The 19757-nt window shown below is 57.0% G+C and carries 17 protein-coding genes and 1 pseudogene; 10 read left to right on the top strand and 8 right to left on the bottom strand.

Annotation, left to right across the window (positions count from 1 at the left end; translation table 11 throughout):
• Window positions 1-191: 191 nt before the first annotated feature.
• A complete protein-coding gene (locus ACP4CD_RS09690; RefSeq protein ID WP_426994384.1) occupies window positions 192-3083 on the bottom strand; it encodes a sensor domain-containing protein in 2892 nt (963 codons plus the stop codon).
• Between ACP4CD_RS09690 and ACP4CD_RS09685 the strand changes: the two genes are divergently transcribed.
• The 5 genes from ACP4CD_RS09685 to ACP4CD_RS09665 all read left to right on the top strand — a co-directional run bounded on the left by ACP4CD_RS09685 (window position 3082) and on the right by ACP4CD_RS09665 (window position 6126).
• Window positions 3082-3264, top strand: a complete 183-nt coding sequence (locus ACP4CD_RS09685) for a hypothetical protein (RefSeq protein ID WP_426994383.1) — start codon at window positions 3082-3084, stop codon at window positions 3262-3264. The genes ACP4CD_RS09690 and ACP4CD_RS09685 overlap by 2 nt on opposite strands.
• A gap of 1012 nt (window positions 3265-4276) precedes the next feature.
• Window positions 4277-4690: a hypothetical protein gene (locus ACP4CD_RS09680; RefSeq protein ID WP_426994382.1), complete on the top strand. Its 414-nt coding sequence runs from the start codon at window positions 4277-4279 to the stop codon at window positions 4688-4690.
• Between the two features lie 172 nt (window positions 4691-4862).
• Window positions 4863-5012, top strand: coding sequence for a hypothetical protein (locus ACP4CD_RS09675; RefSeq protein WP_426994381.1), 150 nt, complete (start codon window positions 4863-4865; stop codon window positions 5010-5012).
• A complete protein-coding gene (locus ACP4CD_RS09670) occupies window positions 4996-5556 on the top strand; it encodes a suppressor of fused domain protein (protein ID WP_175463736.1) in 561 nt (186 codons plus the stop codon). Before ACP4CD_RS09675 ends, ACP4CD_RS09670 begins: the two co-directional genes overlap by 17 nt.
• 102 nt (window positions 5557-5658) lie before the next feature.
• On the top strand, window positions 5659-6126 hold the full coding sequence (locus tag ACP4CD_RS09665) for a DUF4265 domain-containing protein (RefSeq protein ID WP_064028180.1): 468 nt from the start codon (window positions 5659-5661) through the stop codon (window positions 6124-6126).
• Between the two features lie 556 nt (window positions 6127-6682).
• Here ACP4CD_RS09665 and ACP4CD_RS09660 read toward each other — a convergent pair.
• Together ACP4CD_RS09660 and ACP4CD_RS09655 are read right to left on the bottom strand one after the other, a co-directional pair.
• Window positions 6683-8037 (bottom strand): annotated as a pseudogene (locus ACP4CD_RS09660) (IS1182 family transposase).
• A gap of 141 nt (window positions 8038-8178) precedes the next feature.
• A complete protein-coding gene (locus tag ACP4CD_RS09655; protein WP_426994380.1) occupies window positions 8179-8433 on the bottom strand; it encodes a hypothetical protein in 255 nt (84 codons plus the stop codon).
• A 476-nt stretch (window positions 8434-8909) separates the two neighbouring features.
• On the opposite strand from ACP4CD_RS09655, the gene ACP4CD_RS09650 reads away from it, so the two are divergent.
• The 3 genes from ACP4CD_RS09650 to ACP4CD_RS09640 all read left to right on the top strand — a co-directional run bounded on the left by ACP4CD_RS09650 (window position 8910) and on the right by ACP4CD_RS09640 (window position 11325).
• A complete protein-coding gene (locus ACP4CD_RS09650) occupies window positions 8910-9650 on the top strand; it encodes a PEP-CTERM sorting domain-containing protein (protein WP_426994379.1) in 741 nt (246 codons plus the stop codon).
• A gap of 45 nt (window positions 9651-9695) precedes the next feature.
• Window positions 9696-10496 carry a hypothetical protein gene (locus ACP4CD_RS09645; RefSeq protein WP_064028187.1) on the top strand — a complete coding sequence of 267 codons (801 nt, stop codon included), beginning with the start codon at window positions 9696-9698 and terminating at the stop codon, window positions 10494-10496.
• A gap of 85 nt (window positions 10497-10581) precedes the next feature.
• Window positions 10582-11325: a DUF1566 domain-containing protein gene (locus tag ACP4CD_RS09640; protein WP_426994665.1), complete on the top strand. Its 744-nt coding sequence runs from the start codon at window positions 10582-10584 to the stop codon at window positions 11323-11325.
• Window positions 11326-11832: 507 nt separating this feature from the next.
• Here the strand turns inward: ACP4CD_RS09640 and ACP4CD_RS09635 are convergent.
• Together ACP4CD_RS09635 and ald are read right to left on the bottom strand one after the other, a co-directional pair.
• The gene (locus tag ACP4CD_RS09635) at window positions 11833-13203 is read right to left on the bottom strand and encodes a glycoside hydrolase family 30 protein (protein WP_426994378.1); all 1371 of its coding nucleotides are present in this window, start codon (window positions 13201-13203) and stop codon (window positions 11833-11835) included.
• A gap of 267 nt (window positions 13204-13470) precedes the next feature.
• Entirely contained in the window at window positions 13471-14586 is a 1116-nt protein-coding gene (gene ald / locus ACP4CD_RS09630) for an alanine dehydrogenase (protein ID WP_071158663.1), read from the bottom strand.
• 749 nt (window positions 14587-15335) lie between these two features.
• Between ald and ACP4CD_RS09625 the strand changes: the two genes are divergently transcribed.
• Window positions 15336-16997: an ATP-binding protein gene (locus ACP4CD_RS09625; protein WP_426994377.1), complete on the top strand. Its 1662-nt coding sequence runs from the start codon at window positions 15336-15338 to the stop codon at window positions 16995-16997.
• A gap of 12 nt (window positions 16998-17009) precedes the next feature.
• Here ACP4CD_RS09625 and ACP4CD_RS09620 read toward each other — a convergent pair whose 3' ends face one another.
• From ACP4CD_RS09620 to ACP4CD_RS09610, 3 genes are all read right to left on the bottom strand, one after another.
• A complete protein-coding gene (locus ACP4CD_RS09620; RefSeq protein WP_064028199.1) occupies window positions 17010-17504 on the bottom strand; it encodes a GNAT family N-acetyltransferase in 495 nt (164 codons plus the stop codon).
• Between the two features lie 66 nt (window positions 17505-17570).
• Entirely contained in the window at window positions 17571-17918 is a 348-nt protein-coding gene (locus ACP4CD_RS09615) for a DUF6916 family protein (protein WP_426994376.1), read from the bottom strand.
• Entirely contained in the window at window positions 17915-18586 is a 672-nt protein-coding gene (locus ACP4CD_RS09610; protein WP_168027921.1) for a tail fiber protein, read from the bottom strand. The genes ACP4CD_RS09615 and ACP4CD_RS09610 overlap by 4 nt, the downstream gene beginning before the upstream one ends.
• A gap of 316 nt (window positions 18587-18902) precedes the next feature.
• Between ACP4CD_RS09610 and ACP4CD_RS09605 the strand changes: the two genes are divergently transcribed.
• Window positions 18903-19757: a sulfotransferase family protein gene (locus tag ACP4CD_RS09605; RefSeq protein WP_426994375.1), complete on the top strand. Its 855-nt coding sequence runs from the start codon at window positions 18903-18905 to the stop codon at window positions 19755-19757.

The following is a 19757-nucleotide window of genomic DNA, read 5'->3' as shown; positions in this document are numbered from 1 at the left end:
GCTCGCGTCGCTGCGACGCTGGCTAGCCGTTACGCGGGCTGCGGGGACAGTTCGTTTCGGGAGCCTCGCACTGTAAAGCCGGGTGGTAGATTCGGCCTGCAGCCATTCTAGGTTCCTTTCGGCCCCGTTCGGGGAACAAATCGGCCGGTTATCACCCAAACGCCGCCTCTCTAACGGCGGCGTTCGAAGGGTCAGGAATCGGTGCGGATGTCGGTGGCGCGGGGCGTTGATTGCGGCGCCTCGGCCGCGGGAGCGATCGATTGTTTGGCCGAGTTCAGCCAGGCAGTCCAAACCGCGTCCAACGAGCGGGTGGTCAGCCATTCGTAAAACCGGTCGGCCGGCATCGGCCGGGCGATGCCGTAACCTTGCGCCAGTTCGCAACCGTTTTCCAGCAGCACTTCGGCGTGAGCCAGGGTTTCCACGCCCTCGGCAATCACCAGACGCTTAAACGCGGTGGCCAGACCGATCACGCCCTTGACGATGGTGAGGTCGTCCGGGTCCTCGAGCATGTCGCGGACGAAGCTTTGGTCGATTTTCAGAATTTCGGCCGGAAATCGGCGCAAATAGGTCAACGACGAGAAGCCGGTACCGAAATCGTCCAACGCAAATTGTACGCCGAGCCGGCGGCAGGCGTGCATCGTGTCGATGACCGCCGCCATATCGTGCAAGGCGCTGGTTTCCAGGATTTCCAGTTCCAGCGCGGTCGGCGAAACATCCGGAAATGCCGACAATAGCGCCGCCAGCCGCGCCGGAAAGTCCGCTTGTTGCAAGTGGAAGGCGTCGATATTCACGCTGACCGTCAAATGCACGCCGACCGCCGCCCAGGCCCTGATTTGCGACAGCGCGGCGGTCACGACCCATTCGCCCAGCGCCACGCACAGCGGATGGTTGTCGATGTGCGGCAAAAACAGGGCGGGCGCCAACAAGCCTTGCTCGGGGTGCCGCCAGCGGATCAGCGCTTCGGCGCCGACCACCTCGCCGCCGCGCAAATTCACCTTCGGTTGGTAGTGCAGGCAAAATTCGCCTTGATCCAAGGCCAGACGAATCCGCTCGATATTTTCGAAGCGCACCTTGACCGCCGCATCCCGGCCGACGTCGAACACGTGATAGCGGTTCTTGCCGGCTTGCTTGGCGATGTACATGGCCTGATCGGCGTGGCGCAAGAGTTGGTCGGTATCGGCTTGATCGTCCGGATACAGTGTGATGCCGACGCTGGCGGATACTTGCAGCGGGATTTGGTCGATCGTCACCGGATTGGAGGTGGCCCGCAGCAGACGCTCGACCACCGCTTCGAAATCGCCGGCCTGGTTTAAGTCGACCAGCACCGCGATGAATTCATCGCCGCCGATACGCGATAACGAGTCGCCCTCCCGTAACGTATCCTTTAAGCGGTTGGCGACCGCGATCAGCAGTTGATCGCCCAGGTCGTGACCGTAGCGGTCGTTGACCGCCTTGAAACCGTCCAGGTCGATATACAGCACCGCCAGCGAGGTCGCATGCCGTTCGCATTGCAGCATCGCTTGCTGAAGCCGGTCGGTCAATAACACCCGATTGGGCAGCCCGGTCAGCACGTCGTAATGGGCGATATGCTCGAGTTGTTGTTGGTGCTCCTTGATCGCGGTGATGTCGGTAAACAGCGCCACGTAATTCTGAATCCGGCCGTCGCCGTCGTGAACCGCGCTGATCGTCAGCATTTCGGCAAACTCCCGGCCGTCCTTGCGCCGGTTCCAGATCTCGCCCGACCAATAGCCCTTGGAGATCAGCTCGGCCCACATCATCGCGTAGAAGGCTTGCCCCTGCCGGCCGCTATGTAAAAAACTGGGTTTTTTACCCAGGGCTTCGGTGTTGCTGTAGCCGGTGATATGGCTGAAGGTATCGTTGACTTCGACGATGACGCCGGCGGCGTTGGTAATTATGATGCCTTCGCGGGCATGGCTGAACACGCTGGCGGCCAATTGCAATTTGGCCTCGCCATGCTTGCGCTTGGAAATGTCCTCGACGATGGACCAAATATATTCCCGGCCGTCCGGGCCGTGCACCAGCCGGCCGTTCAGATTGATCGGCACCAAACTACCGTCCTTGCGCCGGTAGTGTTTTTCGTAAGGTCCGTAGCGGCCGGAATGTTTTAGCGACTCCAGTTGCAAGGATTCCTCGTGCCGGTACTCCTTGGGCGTCAGCGTCCAGTAATCGATATCCGTCAATTCGTCGGCCGGATAGCCGCAGATGACGCGAAACGCCTCGTTGAACTCGATGTAGCGGCCGTCCATGTCGGTCAAGGCGATGCCTAGCGGCGCTAGTTCGTACAGGCCGCGCAATTTTTCCTCGCTGGCGCGTAGCGATTCCTCGGCGAGCTTACGCTCGGTGATGTCGGTGTCCATGCACACGTAGCCCAGCCGATTGTCCTCCAACGGTATCGTAAACAACGTGGAAAGCATCCAGCGCATTTGGCCGTCGCGGGTGTGCAACCGCACTTCGTAAGGACCTTGCGGGCAACGCTGTAAATGGGCCAGCAACATTCGGCGGCGAAAATCGGCGGTGGCTTCCGGCGTGAAGATCAATTGATCCAGGGTCTTGCCGAGCGCCTCCTCGGAACGCCAACCGTACAGCTTCTCGGACGCGGGATTCCAGTAAGTGACCCGGCCGGCGGCGTCGTACCATTGCACCGCGATATTCGGGGTATTGTCCAGCGTGGCGCGCAATTGCGCCTCGCTGCGAATCAGTTCGGCGGTGCGCGCCGACACCCGGTCTTCGAGCGCCGAGATCCGGGTCCGCGCCTGTTTGCGCAGCAAGCGATGCCAAATTAAGAACGCCGCCATCAACGACAGCGCTACCAACGCGACTTGGCCGGGGGTAAACAACACGTCGGGTTGAACGGCGTTGCCTGAAGCTGAGCCGCTAAGCTCCGACGGGTTGCCTTGGTCGGTTAACGTATTGCCGAGCCGGATAGTGGGATGGTCGGGTAGGCTGCCGGGGAGCGGCACGGCGTCGGCTCGGCCGAGGGTCAGTAAGGCCAGCGTAACCATCCAGCGCCGGGCGGCCGGCTTGCCGGGGCGGGCGGAGGACCGCAACCGGGAGATCAACATGAACGAAGACGGTTTGGTAATGGGCGGCTGGATTTTTCCATTCTCAAGTCGGGTGCCGATGAACGCGTTTCCCCGAATTTTTACAGGAAACCCTTGCAAATTGATAGGGGGAATTTTCCGCGCGGCGACGATCAACGCGCAATTCGCCGCGCGGGAAATGGTGGCTGGTTTCGCGCCGTGAGAACCGGACGACAGGCGTTCGCGCGGTGTTTACCACGATCAGCCGCGAGCCGGCACCAAGGCTACGGCCTCCAATATCCGCAGCCCAACGCTCAGCAAACGAACTCTGCCTAGCAGCGGAAAACTCTGCCGTGGAACCGCTGCAGCCGCGTTAGGCCGCGTCCCGCACGGTATTGAATTGTGCGCGGCCGACCCTACCAATATTTCGGTCCACCGCACGGGATTCTCGTCCGACCGCGCCAACATTTCGGTCCACCGTACGGGATTTTCATCCGACCGCGCCCACGCTTCGGTCCACCGCGCGGGATTTTCGTCCCACCGCGCCCACATTTCGGTTTACCGTACGGGACTCTCGCCCGACCGCGCCCACGGTTCGGTCCACCGCAGCGGATTTTCGACCGACCGCGCCAACTGTTCGGTTCACCGCACTGGATTTTCGTCCGACCGCGCCAATTTTTCCACCCACGGCCCGGCCGTTGCCGAGCTCCAAGCCCTATTGGCCGACAACGTCCCCGATTTTGCCGTCCACGGCGGGGCGGATCGCGAAAACCGTCGAATATTGGGCGGGGTTTATGCTAGCCGGCGCGAAGTTGTTGGGCTATTCGCAAATTAGGGTTGGAAACAACCCGCTGATCGATGTCATGGAGTCGAATCAACTGCTTGGAATTCGGTTATCGGGAAGTCATCGGCGTGGTTAGGTAGGGCACGATCGTCTTGTCTCGACCCTAAGCGGTCGGATTATGTGTGATTTTGATTGGCTGCTCAGTTTCGTATTGCAGACCCAGAGAAGATAGCCCAACAATGTTCCTGATTTTATTGCCTAGCGTCTGGTTATCATGGAAGATATTGCCGTTTTTGGGCTTCGGTCAGAATGTCGTTTTTATCAACACCAGTTGGGGCGTTGAAATCCGGGACTGGCTTCAAATCAATTACTTAAAATTTATCACTTGAGTTATGCGACATACGAACCGAATTATAAGACATCAAATGTCGTATATATTACGTTGGGCATCATGAGCGCGCTACCGACCGATCGCCGCATTCTTGAATGCATCTACGAGATGTATCAAAACGCTTATCCCGGAAGGGAACTTGGGGAGGCTCGTGGAAAATATGACCCCTATCTCCCAATTAACGTCACAGACGTTGCAACACGTCTTGGCTGTCTTCCGGAACTACTGTTTGGACGTCTGTACTACCACCTCGACGCTAAGTACCGCTACGAACAAGACGGCGGAGCGAAGGTCCATCTCTTCTCGTTGCAGGTCGGGTCGGAGCGGCACTGCGTAAACTTTCCCTACCTTGCGGCGGTTCTCGCGGAGAAAGACGAAGAGCATTCTCGACAGCTTTGGTCTTTGTGGCTGTCTATCGCTGCTTTAGTTCTTTCTGTCGCGGCCATCGTCGCGCAGGTGGCGACCGCAAAGTGAGCCGAAGACTGATGCCCAACCCCTCCGTCAACCGGACCGCCTGCAAGCTGCGCTTGCAGGTTCGCTCCGGCCTTCGGCCTCCGTCGGCCGGTTATGTTGAACGTTAGATACCGCTATGAATGAAGAAAACTTCAGGCTTTACGTGGATAGGGAAATATCTCACTATTAAACAATGGAAGAGGCAAAAGAAGCGGCAAAGTTATTTATGCCCAAAAAGGCTGAGCTGCGAATTGAGATATTGATGGAGATAAATATAAGTGAAGCAGGTTGGTGGGCATACAACTATGAAACAAAGGAATGGAGTTATGTCAGAAGAAGATAGCTGGGAGGAGCTTTGGGACGCCCGAGTCAAAGGAATGGAGCAATCTTTCGGGCCACATGATGAAACTGTGCTGCATGGAACCATTCCATTTCATCTGGGGCAAGACCTTGGTGGAAACCCAGATGTGGTGATGTTTTCAAAATACACAGATGGAAGGCTCTATGTAACGGCTGATCTAATAGGCTCAGAGCAGGCTCCAAACTCCGCTGGTAACTATGAACTAGCCGTAGTTCATAAAGGCGATGAAAGCTGGGGAGTGAACATCATCTGTCAACTGGCTTATTACACCCTTGAGAACCCAATAGACGATGGAGAAACAATGAGTATCGGATCAGCTACGCCTGAAGGTTCGTCAATTGAGGCGTTTCTTTTTCGCCGAATTGCAGAGTTTAATGTTCAAGACATCAAAGCCAATGTAATTTGCTGCATCGGCATCACCAGCCCCGAACTAGCTTATAAGCAAAAAAATGGCTCTGCGGCTCTTGTAAAGAAACTCGGTAACGAGTTTCTTCTTACCGATCTCTATCGTGCATCAAAAATATGATGCATAACCCTGCAGTCAACCGGACTACCTGCAAGCTGCGCTTGCTGATTCGCTGCGGGCTTCGCCCGCCGCCGCCCTACTTCAACTCAAACGTTACGCATCATGTCTGAGTCACGCGAGCCCACATCGAAAGTCCTCTTTCGAGTGCCAAACGAAAACGGGACGGCCGAAGTGGAATCGCTTTGGGCCTATGACCTTGGCAACGACCGGTATAAGATCGACAACTTGCCTTTCTTTGCGTATTCGGTTTCTCTACACGACATCGTCTTGGCTCCACTCAACTCTGTGGAAGGCATGGCAACGTTTGAGCGCGTCTTGTCGAAATCCGGCAACCGTACCATTCGAGTCATCTTCAATCCACCAGTATCCGAAGGCAATGAATCAAAAGCATTGCTTGATACTCTTATCTCGCTTGGCGTTGAGTACGAGGGCGCAAACCCCACCTACATTGTCCTCAACCTTCCACCCGCAGTCGACTTTGACGTCGTAGTGCAGCGCCTTACGGCTGCTGATGTCCAGTGGGAACACGCTGACCCTACTTATGACGAGTTGCATCCAAATGCCGCATAACCTTGCAGTCGAGCGGACCTGCGCAAAAAGCCGCGCAGGCCGCCTACTTCCACGCTAGAACAACACACTATGCACCTTATAAAGTTTGCACTGATCTGCTTTATTGCTGTGGCTCTGGGTGGCTGCTTTGGCTTGGTTCCAGGTTCGCGGGAGTATCAGCCTCTACTACAGTGGGAGGCAGGCTTCTATCAACAGGCACGGCGTGATGTTTTCCCGAAACAAGTCCGAGAACAGCCAACTCTCTTCCGCGACGCACTTGTTGCTTGGACAGGTGTAATCACTGCAATCGAATACAAAGGGGACGGCGCTTCAAAGGCCGTCCGCATCACGGCACAGCACCATTACTTTGACTGGATTGAGGATGCAGGGGCTCAACGGGAGAGATTCTTCCTCTCCCCTAGGAGCCTGTCGGACTTAACTTACCGGCACTTCTGTTGTCATCCAGCTCAGCGAAGACGGCGGTCGAAGGAAGGATTTGCCACTGGTTAGGCGAGCGTTTTGGCGTTGGATTCCGATAACGCCAATCGAGCCTTTTGCTGGCCAATCGTTTCGACCATTAGACGACCCTCGCCAAGATATGCATCCGTTTCAAGTTGAAGGCCATGGCCACCAGTTTCCACTCACCGGTGACCGCATCCAGACCGCGTAAGGAGAATTGGCGAAAGCCGAGTACCTGTTTGATGATCCCGAACACGGGTTCCACCGTGCATTTGCGCTTGGCATAACGGGCTTTGCCTTCGCGGGTTTTCAAGTACCAAGCCATCTTTTCCAGCGGATCGTCGCCAGTCGGTTCCGGCGCATCCGGGGCTAAACGTTCCGCCAACGGCCGATGATGACTGTCACGGCCCATGGCGATTAAAGGTTCGATCCGGTTTCGTTCGCAAGCCTGGACGTTGGCGGCACTGAAGTAGCCGGTGTCCGCCAGTAGGGCTTCGGCTTGGCCCAAGGCGTCGGGCAGTTTTTTCAGTTCGGCCAGCATCGGCTCAACTTGTTGTTTGTCGTTGGTCTGCTGCGTGACCGTGGTGGCCACGATCAGCATCGTATCGACATCGACGGCGGCCTGACTGTTGTAGCCTTGCACAAAGCCTTCGTGACTCGGCAGGATGCGCGATTCCTCGTCGGTCAGGTTGATTTGATCGTCGGGCTTGGGGCCGGCTACCGGCGCCTTGGGTTCCGGGCCTCGCGGCTTTTGGCCAGCTTGCCGCTGGGCTTCCCGGCGGGACACCTTGTCCTCGTATGCCTGTTCGGCTTGCGCGTCGCGCGGTTTGGCCCGCTCGGCGATCTTGGCTTTCGCTTCACGCAAGGCTTTCAGCCGGTCTTCCCGCCGCGCCAATTCGTCCGGCAGATCAAGGCCGTCCCGGTCGTCCACCGCGTCGGTTTCGTCGGCCTTTTGCAGTAAGGCCTGAACTTCGTCTCGTAGCTGTGCTTCGAGCTTTTCGATATGGCTGTGGGACAAGGCCTTGTGCTTGGAGGCATTCGCTTTGAGCTTGGTGCCGTCCAACGCGATTTGCCCCAGCTTCACCAACTTCATCGCTTGCGCCAGACTCAGCACTTGGACGAACAGGTCTTCCAACTCGACCAGGAACGTCTTGCGGAAGTGAGCCAGGGTATCGTGATCGGGATGGGTATCACCAGACAAGAAACGAAACGCCACCGAATCGTAGGTGGCTCGTTCGATCTTCCGGCTGGAAAACACGCCGGTGGCGTACCCATAGACCAGCAGTGCCAATAATATCGCCGGATGGTGCGCCGCCGAACCCCGACCTTGATAGCGGCTCGTCAACCGGCTTAAATCCAACTGCTCGATGACTTCGACGACAAAACGCGCCAAGTGATCCTCCGGCAACCATTCGTCCACCGAGGGGGTAATAGATAGATTTGATGGCGGTTGACAGGAATGAATCGACTCATCAAGGGCTCTCCCGGTTGCTGGTTCTTTCTATACCACCTATTTTATCTAACCAAGTTACCGAATGGACTATTGGCTTTTAAGTCCGACAGGCTCCTAGGGGAGAGGGAAAGTTCGCGGTGTTTTGGGGAGTTGGAAATCTTTCAGATCAAAAATTCATTGATCAGTTTTCCGTAGGTGACATGCTTGTTGCGTACGGAAGCCCTAGCTTCATTGAGCAGGACTTTATCGGCCTGAACCCCACCAAAAACATTCGCGGGATCAAACCCAATTGGTTTCGAATGGATATTCTCGACTACGGCAGGCCGGGTGAGCCAGTCAAGACACTGAAGGTTCCATTTTGAGTAAAACAAGAGCGTGTACCCACGCGGGTTGCAATGGTGGGCAAATTTGGCCACCTTACATCTGCTAAAAGCACTTAACCGGACGATCAAAATATAAAGGGCCGTGGGTTGAGGTAACGAACCCCAACATGTTGGCTAAGCATAACATTGATGCCCTTCAAGCCATCAGTCACTTGGATGTTTCGGCACCGACGGCGTGCGGATGGCTTTGCGGCTGTCTACGCTCTTGGCCTTGTTGGAATTGGGCGAAGCGGATGCTTGACGGTTTTATCGGCGGATGACGCTTCGCTTATCCGCCCAGTCATGAAAAAACCCAATATTAGTATTTGGTGCAATACAGGTCATATCACCTAAATTTCGATAGATTTAAGTGATTTCACGCAGTCCTTCCAGCTCAGCCCAGCCCAGTTCAAGGAATTATCCATGATACTGTAAGGTTTTAGGGCGTCATTTGATTTTGGCATATTTTCTGCCTCACCACTTAAGACAACTTAAGTCTAATTTTGCTAATTGTTTGGGGTATAGAAAATATGAAATTTAAAAACTCGGCACAGTCAATCGCCGCCGCACTCGTTTTTGGAGGGCTTTCATTCTCAGCGGAGGCTGCCTTAGTAGATATGGGGGGTGGTTTATTGTACGACAACATCCTGGATGTGACATGGCTACAGGATGCCAATTACGCACACACCACGGGATATTCTGCAACCGGTGTTGATACGACGACGGGTCGAATGACCTGGGATGCGGCAAACACCTGGGCAACTAACCTTGTGTATCACGATTCCGTGCGAAATGTCGATTATGGCGGTTGGCAGTTGGCTTCCGCCCTACCTGTGAATGGAGTCAGCTACAACATGACCAGAGCATTTGATGGCAGTACCGATAACGGTTTTAACATTACCAGTCAGAACTCGATGTTGATGTATATGCTTTATGTCAACTTGGGTCTGATTGGCGTGGTCGATACCTCTGGCAATTTTACGTATCACGATGGGCCATATGGAAACGGCACGTATCCCGCCAATTTCAATGTCCCGGTTATAGGTTTAGTGCACGACTTGATGACCAAACCTTATTGGTCCAGTGAATACGATGCAACCACTGCCTTCATTGGCAATATGAGTGGCGGCGGCCAGGCGACGAATCCAAAAACCAATCAATACTTCGCTTGGGCGGTACATCAAGGCAATATTGCCGCTGTTCCAGTGCCCGGTGCGGTATGGCTATTTGGCACTGGGCTTTTGGGTTTATTAGGTTTGCGCCGTAAATAATGCCTGTTTCTAATTTGGTATTTGGAAAGAGCACAAGGAGTTTTTATGAAAACAAAATTGGATAGAGCGATTGTTAGTATTTTAGGTGTTGCTGCATTGTCGGCAGTATCTGCTGAATCATTTGCATTCGGTTCAACAAATTTGGGCGTTTTTACGGGGACGACGATTACCCAGACCGACTCAACCCCTCTGAGATCTTGGTCGGATTACGGTACTAGCTTTAACCTCGGTTGGGTACACACGGCTGATTGGTTCACAATTCAGGTTGGTAGCGCGTCCGATATCGCCGCAGGCAATCGCTTAAACGTCGAGTTCAAACTCACCGCTGGTTTCACCGACCCTTTAAGCTATGGCGGCTTTTCGATTTGGACCAGCGGATCAAACCCCATCGTCAACGGCAGCGGTTTTCATAAATATAATCAGGTACGCGGCCCTAACGATGGTGGCGTACACACTAACGATAAGTTAGCGTCGCCAGGTAACATTATTTCCGGTCATAACGGTTGGGTTGGGTACGCGCAGAACGGTTTGACCTTTACCAATTCGGACGGTGATTTAGTCGCTAATGGCGGCGCGTGGAACACGACATCACCTTACTTAAATGGCGGTGCCGCCAGTTCGGTGGATGGTTCTACTCTGGATTTGTACGGATTAAAAGCCGGGTATTACTTGATCGGCTTGGGTGGCGTCTGTCCGGATAATGCCGCGTGCATGAGCCAATCGCCGACCACCCGAAATTATGTGTTCACCGCATCAACAGCACCAGTCCCCATACCCGGTGCTGTTTGGTTATTCGGTACTGCAATTTCGGGTTTGATCGGTTTCGGTCGACGTAAATCAGCCTAATTTAGCGCACTCATCAAGGAAAAAGGCCACGGAAGGTTTTTTCTATTGTAAATTTTGGGAGTCTTGACAATATGACATTTAAACAATCAACGAAATCAGTAGCCATGGCACTGGTTTTTGGCGCGTTTTTTCCTCCGCCAATGCTGCGCTGATAGACCGTGGAAATGGGCTGTTATATGACACGGTTTTAGATGTAACCTGGCTGCAAAATGCCAATCTTGCCGCAACCAATACTTTCGGCGTATCCGGCATTAATGCCAATGGCACCATGTCTTGGACAACTGCCCAAGATTGGATTTCTGCAATGAACTCTGCAAACTACCTTGGTTACAATCAATGGCGACTACCAGCGATCAAGCCGATCGACGGTAGCGCGACCAACTACAATCTAACCTATGCGACTAACGGTAGTTCGGATAACGGTTTCAGCATAGATAGCCCGTATTCGGAACTCAGTTATATGTATTACGTCAATTTGGGTTTGAAACCTGCTTTTGATGTCAACGGCAACTTTACTTCCGACTTTGGGATATTTGGTAATGGAACTTACAGTAGCTCAGCGCCGTATCTGCAAAATAACGTAGGACTGGTTCAAAATCTCCAAGCTTATGCTTATTGGTCAGGTTCACCGGATTTGTCAAACCCTGTATATGCATGGTGGGTGAATTTCGGGAACGGTCGGCAAGGCAGATATTTCCAGACTGATAAATACGAGGCATGGGCCGTTATTTCTGGTGATGTTGCTGCAGTACCGGTTCCGGGTGCGTTATGGCTATTTGGCTCTGCAATTGCCAGCCTAGTTGGATTGAGCCGTCGTCAATCTGCGTAAATTTGATTATGGACTTACTGCTATGGAAGGCTTTCATCATGCTAATAAGTTCCAAAGAGTGCTTGGGAACCTCGTAACGCAACGATAGTGTTAATTTGCTCGCCGAATACCGGCCAGTCGCCTGGGCAAAAAAATGTCCTAAATGTCGACATTGGATAGTTACCCCGACTGGCCGGGTTAGGCGGCTTTCCATTCCAATGCGGTCACTGAAACCAAGGCTCGATGATGGTCGGCTAATGGCCGGTAACGAGCATAACTCCCTAGCAAATTTGCACATAGCCGCTCACTGGAAACACTAATAATCCAACCAGGTTTGCTCAATGCGGAGTGATTTAAAACTTGGGTTAGCGCTAATTTCCAAGCCTAGAATGCAAATAGCCGGTTTTTGAAGGAAATCCGTGTTTGCAATGTAGTCGTTCGCGGCTAAAGCCCTCGGCCGTCAATTTTGAGTAGCGCGTAGCGATCGGCGTCGCTCGGTGACGGCTTCGAACAGGCCACTTTGCGACTTTACGCCCGCCAAACATACGTCGCCACGGTCCCGGCCGCCAGGCTGGCGGGGGCGTCGAGGTCGCGGTAGCGAATCCGGAAGTCGCGGGTCTCGGCGGTGTCGTTTAGGACGATCAACACGATGCGGTCGTCCGGAGTCAGGAAGGCGACGTTGGGCAGCGCGTCGGCGTCGGTTTCCAGGCGCAGCGAGCCGGGCCGGACCCATTTGGCGGCGTGGGCGATGATGTAGTAAGCGACATTGCGGGTGATCTGGTCGCCGTCTATCGTCAGCGCGCCGACGCAGCGGGCTTCGCCGCCGGCGGTGTGCGGCCGGCAGTGCGGGTCGGAGGCCAGATTCCATTCCAGCACGACGCTAGCCCAGTGGCGGGTGGCGCCGATCAGCACGTGTTTGACGTGCCAGAGCAGGTCGCCGCCGAATTGGCCGTCCGAGCCTACCCATTGTTCGGTGAAATACAGTTTTTTGTCCGGGTGGGCGGCGTGGATTTGCGACAGCACCGCGATGTCGCCGCCGTACAAATGCCAGGCCGATCCGCTGAAATAGGCGCGGGCCTGGTCGTCGGCCAACACGGTCAACGGGTATTCGGGGACGTCGCAATTATGGTCCCAGCAAAATACCTCGACCTCGGCCAGACCTGCGTCGGCCAGGGCCGGCCCCAGATGCAGCCTGACGAAGTCGGCCTGTTCCTCGGCGCTCATGACCATGCTGGGGTCGTTTTTGTAATTTTGCGGTTCGTTTTGCGGGGTGACGGCGTGGATGGCGATGCCGCGCGCCCGCATTGCCAACAGGTATTTGACGAAGTAGGCGGCGTAGACTGGTTGGCATTCCGGTTTGAGGCTGCCGCCGACCCAGGCGGCGTTGGTTTTCATCCAGCGCGGCGCGGACCAGGGCGTGGCGATGATTTTGATGGCCGGATTCAAGGCCAGAATGGCTTGCAGCAAGGGCACGACTTCGCGGTCGCCGGCTTGCAAGTCGAATCGGGCCAGTTCGAAATCGGTTTCGTCGTCGGCCAGATCGTCGTAGGAGTAGCTGCGCTCGCTCAAGTCCGACGCGCCGATGCTCAGGCGCAGAAAGCTGACCCCGATGCCGTCGCCGTCCGGCAAAAACAGTTCTTCCAGCAAGGCTTGCCGGACGGCGGCCGGTAGCCGGCTGATCAGCAGGGCGCTGCCGCCGGTCAGCGTGTAGCCGAAACCTTCGATGGTTTGGCGTTGCTGTTCCGGGTTGATGGTGATAGTCGACTGCCCGATGTCGTCGCCTTCGCTCTGGAAGGCCAGGGTCTCGAATTGCGGTTCGAATAGCCAGGTTTGGTCGGCGCTGGTTTGCCAGACTGTCGCTGCGAGTGGGATGTCCGTTAATGTGTCGCTTGCCTGCATCTGCTGTCCTCCTGCTCGGTCAGAGCCGGCAGTCTACCGAAGCGGCGCGGGATGTCCAGCGGCAAGGTGAAGTCGGTCGCTTCGGCTTGACGCCGGCGCCGGCAGCGAACGCAGGCTGAGCGGAGCCGAAGCAGGGCTGGTTCCTTTCCGCGCCCAACGACTTACCTAGCAACGATCATGAAACCGCCGTATCGTCCCAAGCGATGGCTTGCAGTCGGTGGGAGCGGCGTCCTGGTCGCGACGAAGGCGCCGCTCCTAACATGACTGTCACTGTAAAAACTGTTCTTGCGGCAAACACGCCATGCCGAAAGCGTCGGCGATGCCGGGGTAGGTAACGTGGCCGGCTACGACGTTCAGGCCTTTCAGCAAGGCCGGATTGTCGCGCAACGCGGTTTGCCAACCCTTGTTGGCCAGTTGCAGCACGTAGGGGAGGGTGGCGTTGGTCAGGGCCAGCGTCGAGGTGCGCGGCACGCCGCCCGGCATGTTGGCGACCGCGTAATGAACGATGCCGTCCACCAGATAGACCGGATCGGCGTGAGTAGTGGGGTGGGTGGTTTCCACGCAGCCGCCTTGATCCACCGCGACGTCGACGATGACCGCGCCGGGCTGCATCGTCGCCAAGTCTTCGCGGCGGATCAGTTTGGGGGCGGCGGCGCCGGTGACCAGTACGCCGCCGATGACCAGGTCGGCTTGGGCGATGTGTTCCAGAATCGCGTGGCGGCTGGAATACAGCAGTTGCACGTTGGGCGGCAGAATGTCGGCGAGGTGGCGCAGGCGGTCCAGCGACAGGTCCAGTATCGTGACTTGCGCTCCCAGGCCAGCGGCCATTTTGGCGGCATGGGTGCCGACCACACCGCCGCCGAGGATGACGACCTTGGCCGGCGCCACGCCGGGCACGCCGCCCAACAGCACGCCGCGCCCGCCGTAGAGCTTTTCCAGATAATGCGCGCCTTCCTGCACCGCCAAGCGGCCGGCCACTTCAGACATTGGGGTCAATAGCGGCAACTCGCCATGCGGCAATTGCACGGTTTCGTAGGCGATGCAGGTGGCGCCGGAGGCCAGATGCGCTTCGGTCAAGCGGCGGTTGGCGGCGAAGTGAAAGTAGGTAAACACGGTCAGGTCAGGACGTAACAGCGACCATTCCGGCTCAATCGGCTCCTTGACCTTGACGACCAGGTCGGCGCTGTCCCACACCGGCGCGGCGGCCGGGGCCAGTTCGGCGCCGGCCGCGACATAGAGTTCGTCGGCAAAGCCGGCGCCGGCGCCGGCGCCGGTCTCGATCACGACCTGGTGGCCGGCGCTTACCAGTGCGGCCGCGCCGGACGGCACCAGCGCGACCCGGTTTTCGTTGGGTTTGATTTCCTTGGGAATGCCGATTTTCATGTTGACCTCATCGAAGTGGTTGATGCAGGGTTTAAGCCCATTTCAGCGTGCTGCCGGCGGAGATTCACCCGGCCTGTCACTATTTGGCTGGGCTTCTCCAGCGGCCTTAATTCCGGTGTCCCCGTTTGGAGGGTGTCGGAAAAGCCCCTTGTCCTCGCGGGAGAGGGCGCGCGGTGAGGGGGAATTACAAGGTAACGCATTGGTTTTTATCTCCGCTCATTCTGTCCCTCACTTAATTCAACTTGGTTAGATTTCAGGCTTCCCCTTACCGAAGGCTGTCATTCCGGCATGGATTGCCGGACCCGTTAGCGCGCGGAGCGAATCTAGCCGCCATGGAGGGTTCGAAGCTCGCCATCCATGGCACTGGATACCCGCTTCCCGGCGGGTATGACGGTCTTTCTTCCAATCTGACAAGAACTACCCCCTCTTTCTCAAAGCGGGGAACAGATCGCTGAGCGCTTGCCGTCTACCGACCCCGGCCTTTACATTTCCGAATGGTGGACCGGATTTGCCGGTCGGCAATGGGGCCGAGTTAAGCATACCTACTATAGGTCAAGCAATATCCGCGCCCGGCGCCGTTCGGCGCCGAAGCGCCGGGAATCCGCGAGCTCCGGCGTTTCCGGCCGTCGGTCGGTTCCGGCATTGTCGGCAATGTCGATCCGGTTTGGCGTATCGCCGACAGAGCCGGCGGCGTCGGCGGAAAATTTTCGGCTAAGCTTAGCCCAGCTTGTTCCGCAGCCGAGATTGCCATGAGTGACACCACCGACAACATCCTGATCGCCTATTTGACCGAGGTGCGCGCCGACGGCATGGACGCCCGCATCGTCGAAGAGCATGCCACCGCGGCGCCGATCATCCGGTTGGGCGATGAAGAGATTCTGGCCGGCCATTTGGGTTCCTACGTGGTGATTCGCCAATCGCATATCGGGGTGCTGGCGTTGGTCTTCAAGATGTGGGAGCGCGACCGCTTCGATCAGGCCGGCAACCGCGCCACCGACCGCTTTATCGCGTTGATTCCGGTCGGCGAGCTTAACGAAAGCAATGTGTTCATCCGCGGCGTACGCCATTATCCGACGCCCGGCGCGGCGGTGTATGCGGTGGGCTTGGCCGAGATCAACGCGATTTTTTCCAAGTTCCGAGACTACCAATTTTTCATCGGCCAGCTCGCCAGTCACAAGGATTACCATCTCAGCCTCGATCCGCGCGCCTTGTTCGGCCGGCATTTCGCGATCGTCGGCCAGTCCGGTTCCGGCAAATCGTGGACCGTGACCAGTCTGATCCAACACACGATCGCGGCGATGCCGAAGACCCATTTGATCATGCTGGACCTGCACGGCGAATATTGCTGGAAGACGCCGGACGGCCGTATCGAGTCGGCCTTCCCCAGCGAGCGCGTCAATTACGTCGACGCGATGGAATTGGAAATGCCGTATTGGATGATGACCTACGCCGAACTGGTGGATTTGTTCATCGACCGCGACGATCCCGGCTCGTCGATTCAAATGGCCTTCATGCGCGAGATTTTGCAGCAGCTCAAGCGTAAGGAAGCCAAGAATGTCGGCTTGGGCGTGGTGTCCATCGATACGCCGATTTTCTTTTCGCTGGCCGAGCTCTACATGCAGTTCAAGGCCGCCAACGAGGAACGCAAGGACTTCGGCAAGACCAAGGGCGCCTTGTTCGGCCAGTTCGACGAATTTTTGGTGCGCATGCAAAGCCGCTTCAACGACGTGCGCTACGACTTTTTATTGAAACCGAAAAAGCGCAACACCTCGGACAGCATGGCCGAATTGCTGCGCGAGTTCGTCGGTCTGGGCCGTAAGAAGGCCAATATCACCGTCGTCGATCTCAGCTCGGTGCCGACCGACGTGCGGCCGGCTGTGTCGGCGCAAGTCGGCCGGCTGGCTTACGAATTCAATTATTGGAATCCGCGCCGCCGCGAATTCCCGATCACGTTGATTTGCGAGGAAGCTCACGCCTACATCCCGCGTGAAAAAAGCAGTCAGTTCGAAGGCACCCGCAAAATGATGGAGCGTATCGCCAAGGAAGGCCGCAAATACGGGGTGTCGATCGGCGTGGTCAGCCAACGGCCGACCGAATTATCGGAAACCATGCTGGCGCAATGCAGTTCGTATATCTGTTTACGCACCACCAATCCGGACGATCAGCAATACATTCGCGGCCTAGTGCCGGAAGCCGAGGGCGATCTGGCCGATATTTTGAGTTCGTTGGGGCGCGGCGAGGCCCTGGTGCTAGGCGAGGCCGCGCCGCTGCCGACCCGGGTGCAAATCTACCGGCCCAATCCCGAACCCAAAAGTAACGACGTCGATTACTTCACCGCTTGGCGGGAAGGCCCGGACGATTTGGATGTGGAAGGCATCGTCGATAACTGGCGCAATCAAAACCGCCACTAGGCCGGACGGGAGTCAAGCGCCGCCCGGATACCAAACCAGCAAGGCGTGGCTGTCGCTGGTTCTAGCCAGCCCGAAGCCCAGCTTGGCGTAAAACGCCAAGGCGCCGGGGTTGTCCAGCGCGGCGACCAACGTCAACGGCGCATGGGCCTGTCCGGCCGCCTGCTGTAAGGCGCGAATCACCGCCCGACCGTGGCCGCGATTTCGGGCGGCCGGCAGCAAGGCTAAATCGATCAAACGCACTTCGTTGTGGCCGAAATCGACGGCGACCCGGCCGACAGCTTGGCTATGTATTTCGATGATGAAATACATCGCATTCGGAAATTGTTGACCGTAGCCTTCGCGCTGGGCGCGAAACTGCATTTCGATCAGTTCCTCGACGAAATCGCGCTCGGCGTCGAGCAGGCGCAAGTCGTCGCGCAAGCTGTGGTACAGGCCGGCTAGAAAGGTCGCGTCATTGTCGCGTTGCGGCCTCAGATTCAAGCCGGCCGGCGATGGCGCTAGCGCCATCGCCGTCGCCGCTGGGGTTGAACCGAGCTTTTTCGCCGTTCGCGTCGGTAGGTATGCGCGCTCATGTCAGTTAAACACTGCTTGAAACAACGCCGCCGGTTGCGGGCCGGCGTTCAAGACCCGGCTCAGGTAAATGCCGGGAACCTCGAACGCTTGGGCGATGCGCATCGTAAACACACCGTCCAGATACGGACAATCGGCGTCGCCTTTCAGTAGCAGCGCGAACGGCATGCGGCTGTCCCGGTCGCCGCTCGGCGAGCGGGCGCCGGGTTTTTCGTCGACGCGCGCCAGGACCGTGGAGATCGTCACCGCGCCGCTTTCCAACAGACAGGTTTGGCCGAGATAGGGCAGGAAATGCCCGCTACTCAAGTCGGCGATCGGTGCATTTTTTGGATCAGGATTCGCGGTACTCATTGCTGCATCGGGAAAATGCCGTTCAGCGCGATGCAGAAGTTCAGCGCCAGATAGGGAGACATCGCGGCCGGGACGCTGAAGTTCAGGGGTGCGCTGACCGGGGCGCCGGCGCCGGTATTACCGACCGTGACCGTGCCGTTGCCGCTCAACGTGGTCGTCACTCCGCCCAGCGTGATCGGGTTGGATTGCGGCGTGGCGGCCGGCAGAAACACCGCGGCCGAGGTCTGGCCGTTTGGGGCGTTAGTCAGCGTGGCGTTGGCATCGGGATTAACGCCGCCGCCGGCGCCGGTAGAGACCTTGACGGCCGTGGCGGCGTTGATGCCGGCTAGCGATAGATCGGCGGAGTGGGTATGGGACGGCAAATTGGCGGTCGTCAAACTAAAGGCGGTTTGGGTTTGGACCGTGGCGCCAGAGGTGCCGCCGGTTTGCGCCATCTGGTAAGGTTGCGAAGCGGACAGCGGATTGGCGCCGAAATGAATCGGCGCCCGGCCTTGCAGATTGGGTAAATTGAAGAAGCTACGGCCATCGCCGCCGAATCTTGTACCAAGCAGCGCGTACAGTGCATTTTGTTGTTGTATCGCCATTTGCTGGCCGTTGCAGAACGCCCAATCTTGCGGGGCATATGCAAAACCGAAGATGTGGATTTCGCCTAAAAATGGATCAGCCATGATGGACCTCCTGGGGTCTTTGCGAAAAATAGCCGGGAAAAAGCCGCCAAGCTTGTTCTCCGGGCGAACGCCGAAGTTTTGTAAAGCGTAAGCGACATTAAGCATAATCGTTCCTAACGGAAAAGCTAGGCTACTGTGAGATCCGATACCGATGTTCGGCTTGAATGCGCCGCGCGGTTGACAAGGTCGCGGTCTGCGACTATTTTTCGAACCCATTACCCGTTCGCGAACTTGTTACCGACACTGTGCTGATGAAAAATATCGATATGCCGCGGGTTGTCGACGCGACGGCCCGCGCCTTGGCGCTGGGTTCGCAATGAGTCATCGTTACCACTTTATTTCCGGCCTGCCGCGCTCCGGTTCGACGCTGCTGGCCGCTATTCTGAAACAGAATCCGCGCTTTCAAGCCGGTATGACCAGTCCGGTCGGCGCATTTTTTTCGGGTTTGCTCGATCAGGTCAGCGCCGGTAGCGAGTGGGGGCCGGTCGTGACCACCGCGCAACGCCGCCGCCTACTGCGCGGTTTGTTCGACAGTTATTACGCCGAGGAGACCGGCAAGGATGTGGTGTTCGATACCAACCGGGCTTGGTGCGGCCGCCTGCCGGCACTGCTGGATTTGTTCCCGGACGCCAAGATCATTGCCTGCGTCCGCAACGTGGCCTGGGTCATGGACAGTCTGGAACGGCTGTACCGGGCCAGCCCCTATGAAAACAGCCGCTTGTTCGCCGACGACGTCGAGCGCAATACCGTGTATAGCCGGGTGGAAACCTTGGCGCAGCGCAATCGCCTGGTCGGTTTTGCCTGGTCGGCGCTGAAGGAAGCGTTTTACGGCGAGCAGGCCGCTTCGCTGCTGGTCGTCGACTACGATTTGCTGGCTCTGGCGCCCGAGAAGGTGATGCCGTTGATTTACGATTTTCTCGGCGAGCCCGCGTATCCGCACGATTTCGCGAATCTGCAGTACGACGCGCCGGCCTTCGACAACAATTTGGGCTTGTCCGGCCTGCACAGCATTCGACCTCGAGTGACCTTGGAGAACCGGGCGACCATTCTGCCGCCGGATCTGTTCGAGCAATACGCCGATATGGCGTTCTGGCGCGACGGACGCGGCAGTCGCGCCCACGTTGTTTCCGCGCAACCGGCCGCCGCCCGGCCGCTGGCGACATCCGTTTGA

Origin of the sequence: Methylomonas stagni (genome assembly GCF_050154735.1) — a bacterium.
GTDB classification, from domain to species: domain Bacteria; phylum Pseudomonadota; class Gammaproteobacteria; order Methylococcales; family Methylomonadaceae; genus Methylomonas; species Methylomonas koyamae_A.
The sequence above is the reverse complement of the archived record's forward strand: the minus strand, read 5'-3'. Positions and strand labels throughout refer to the sequence as shown.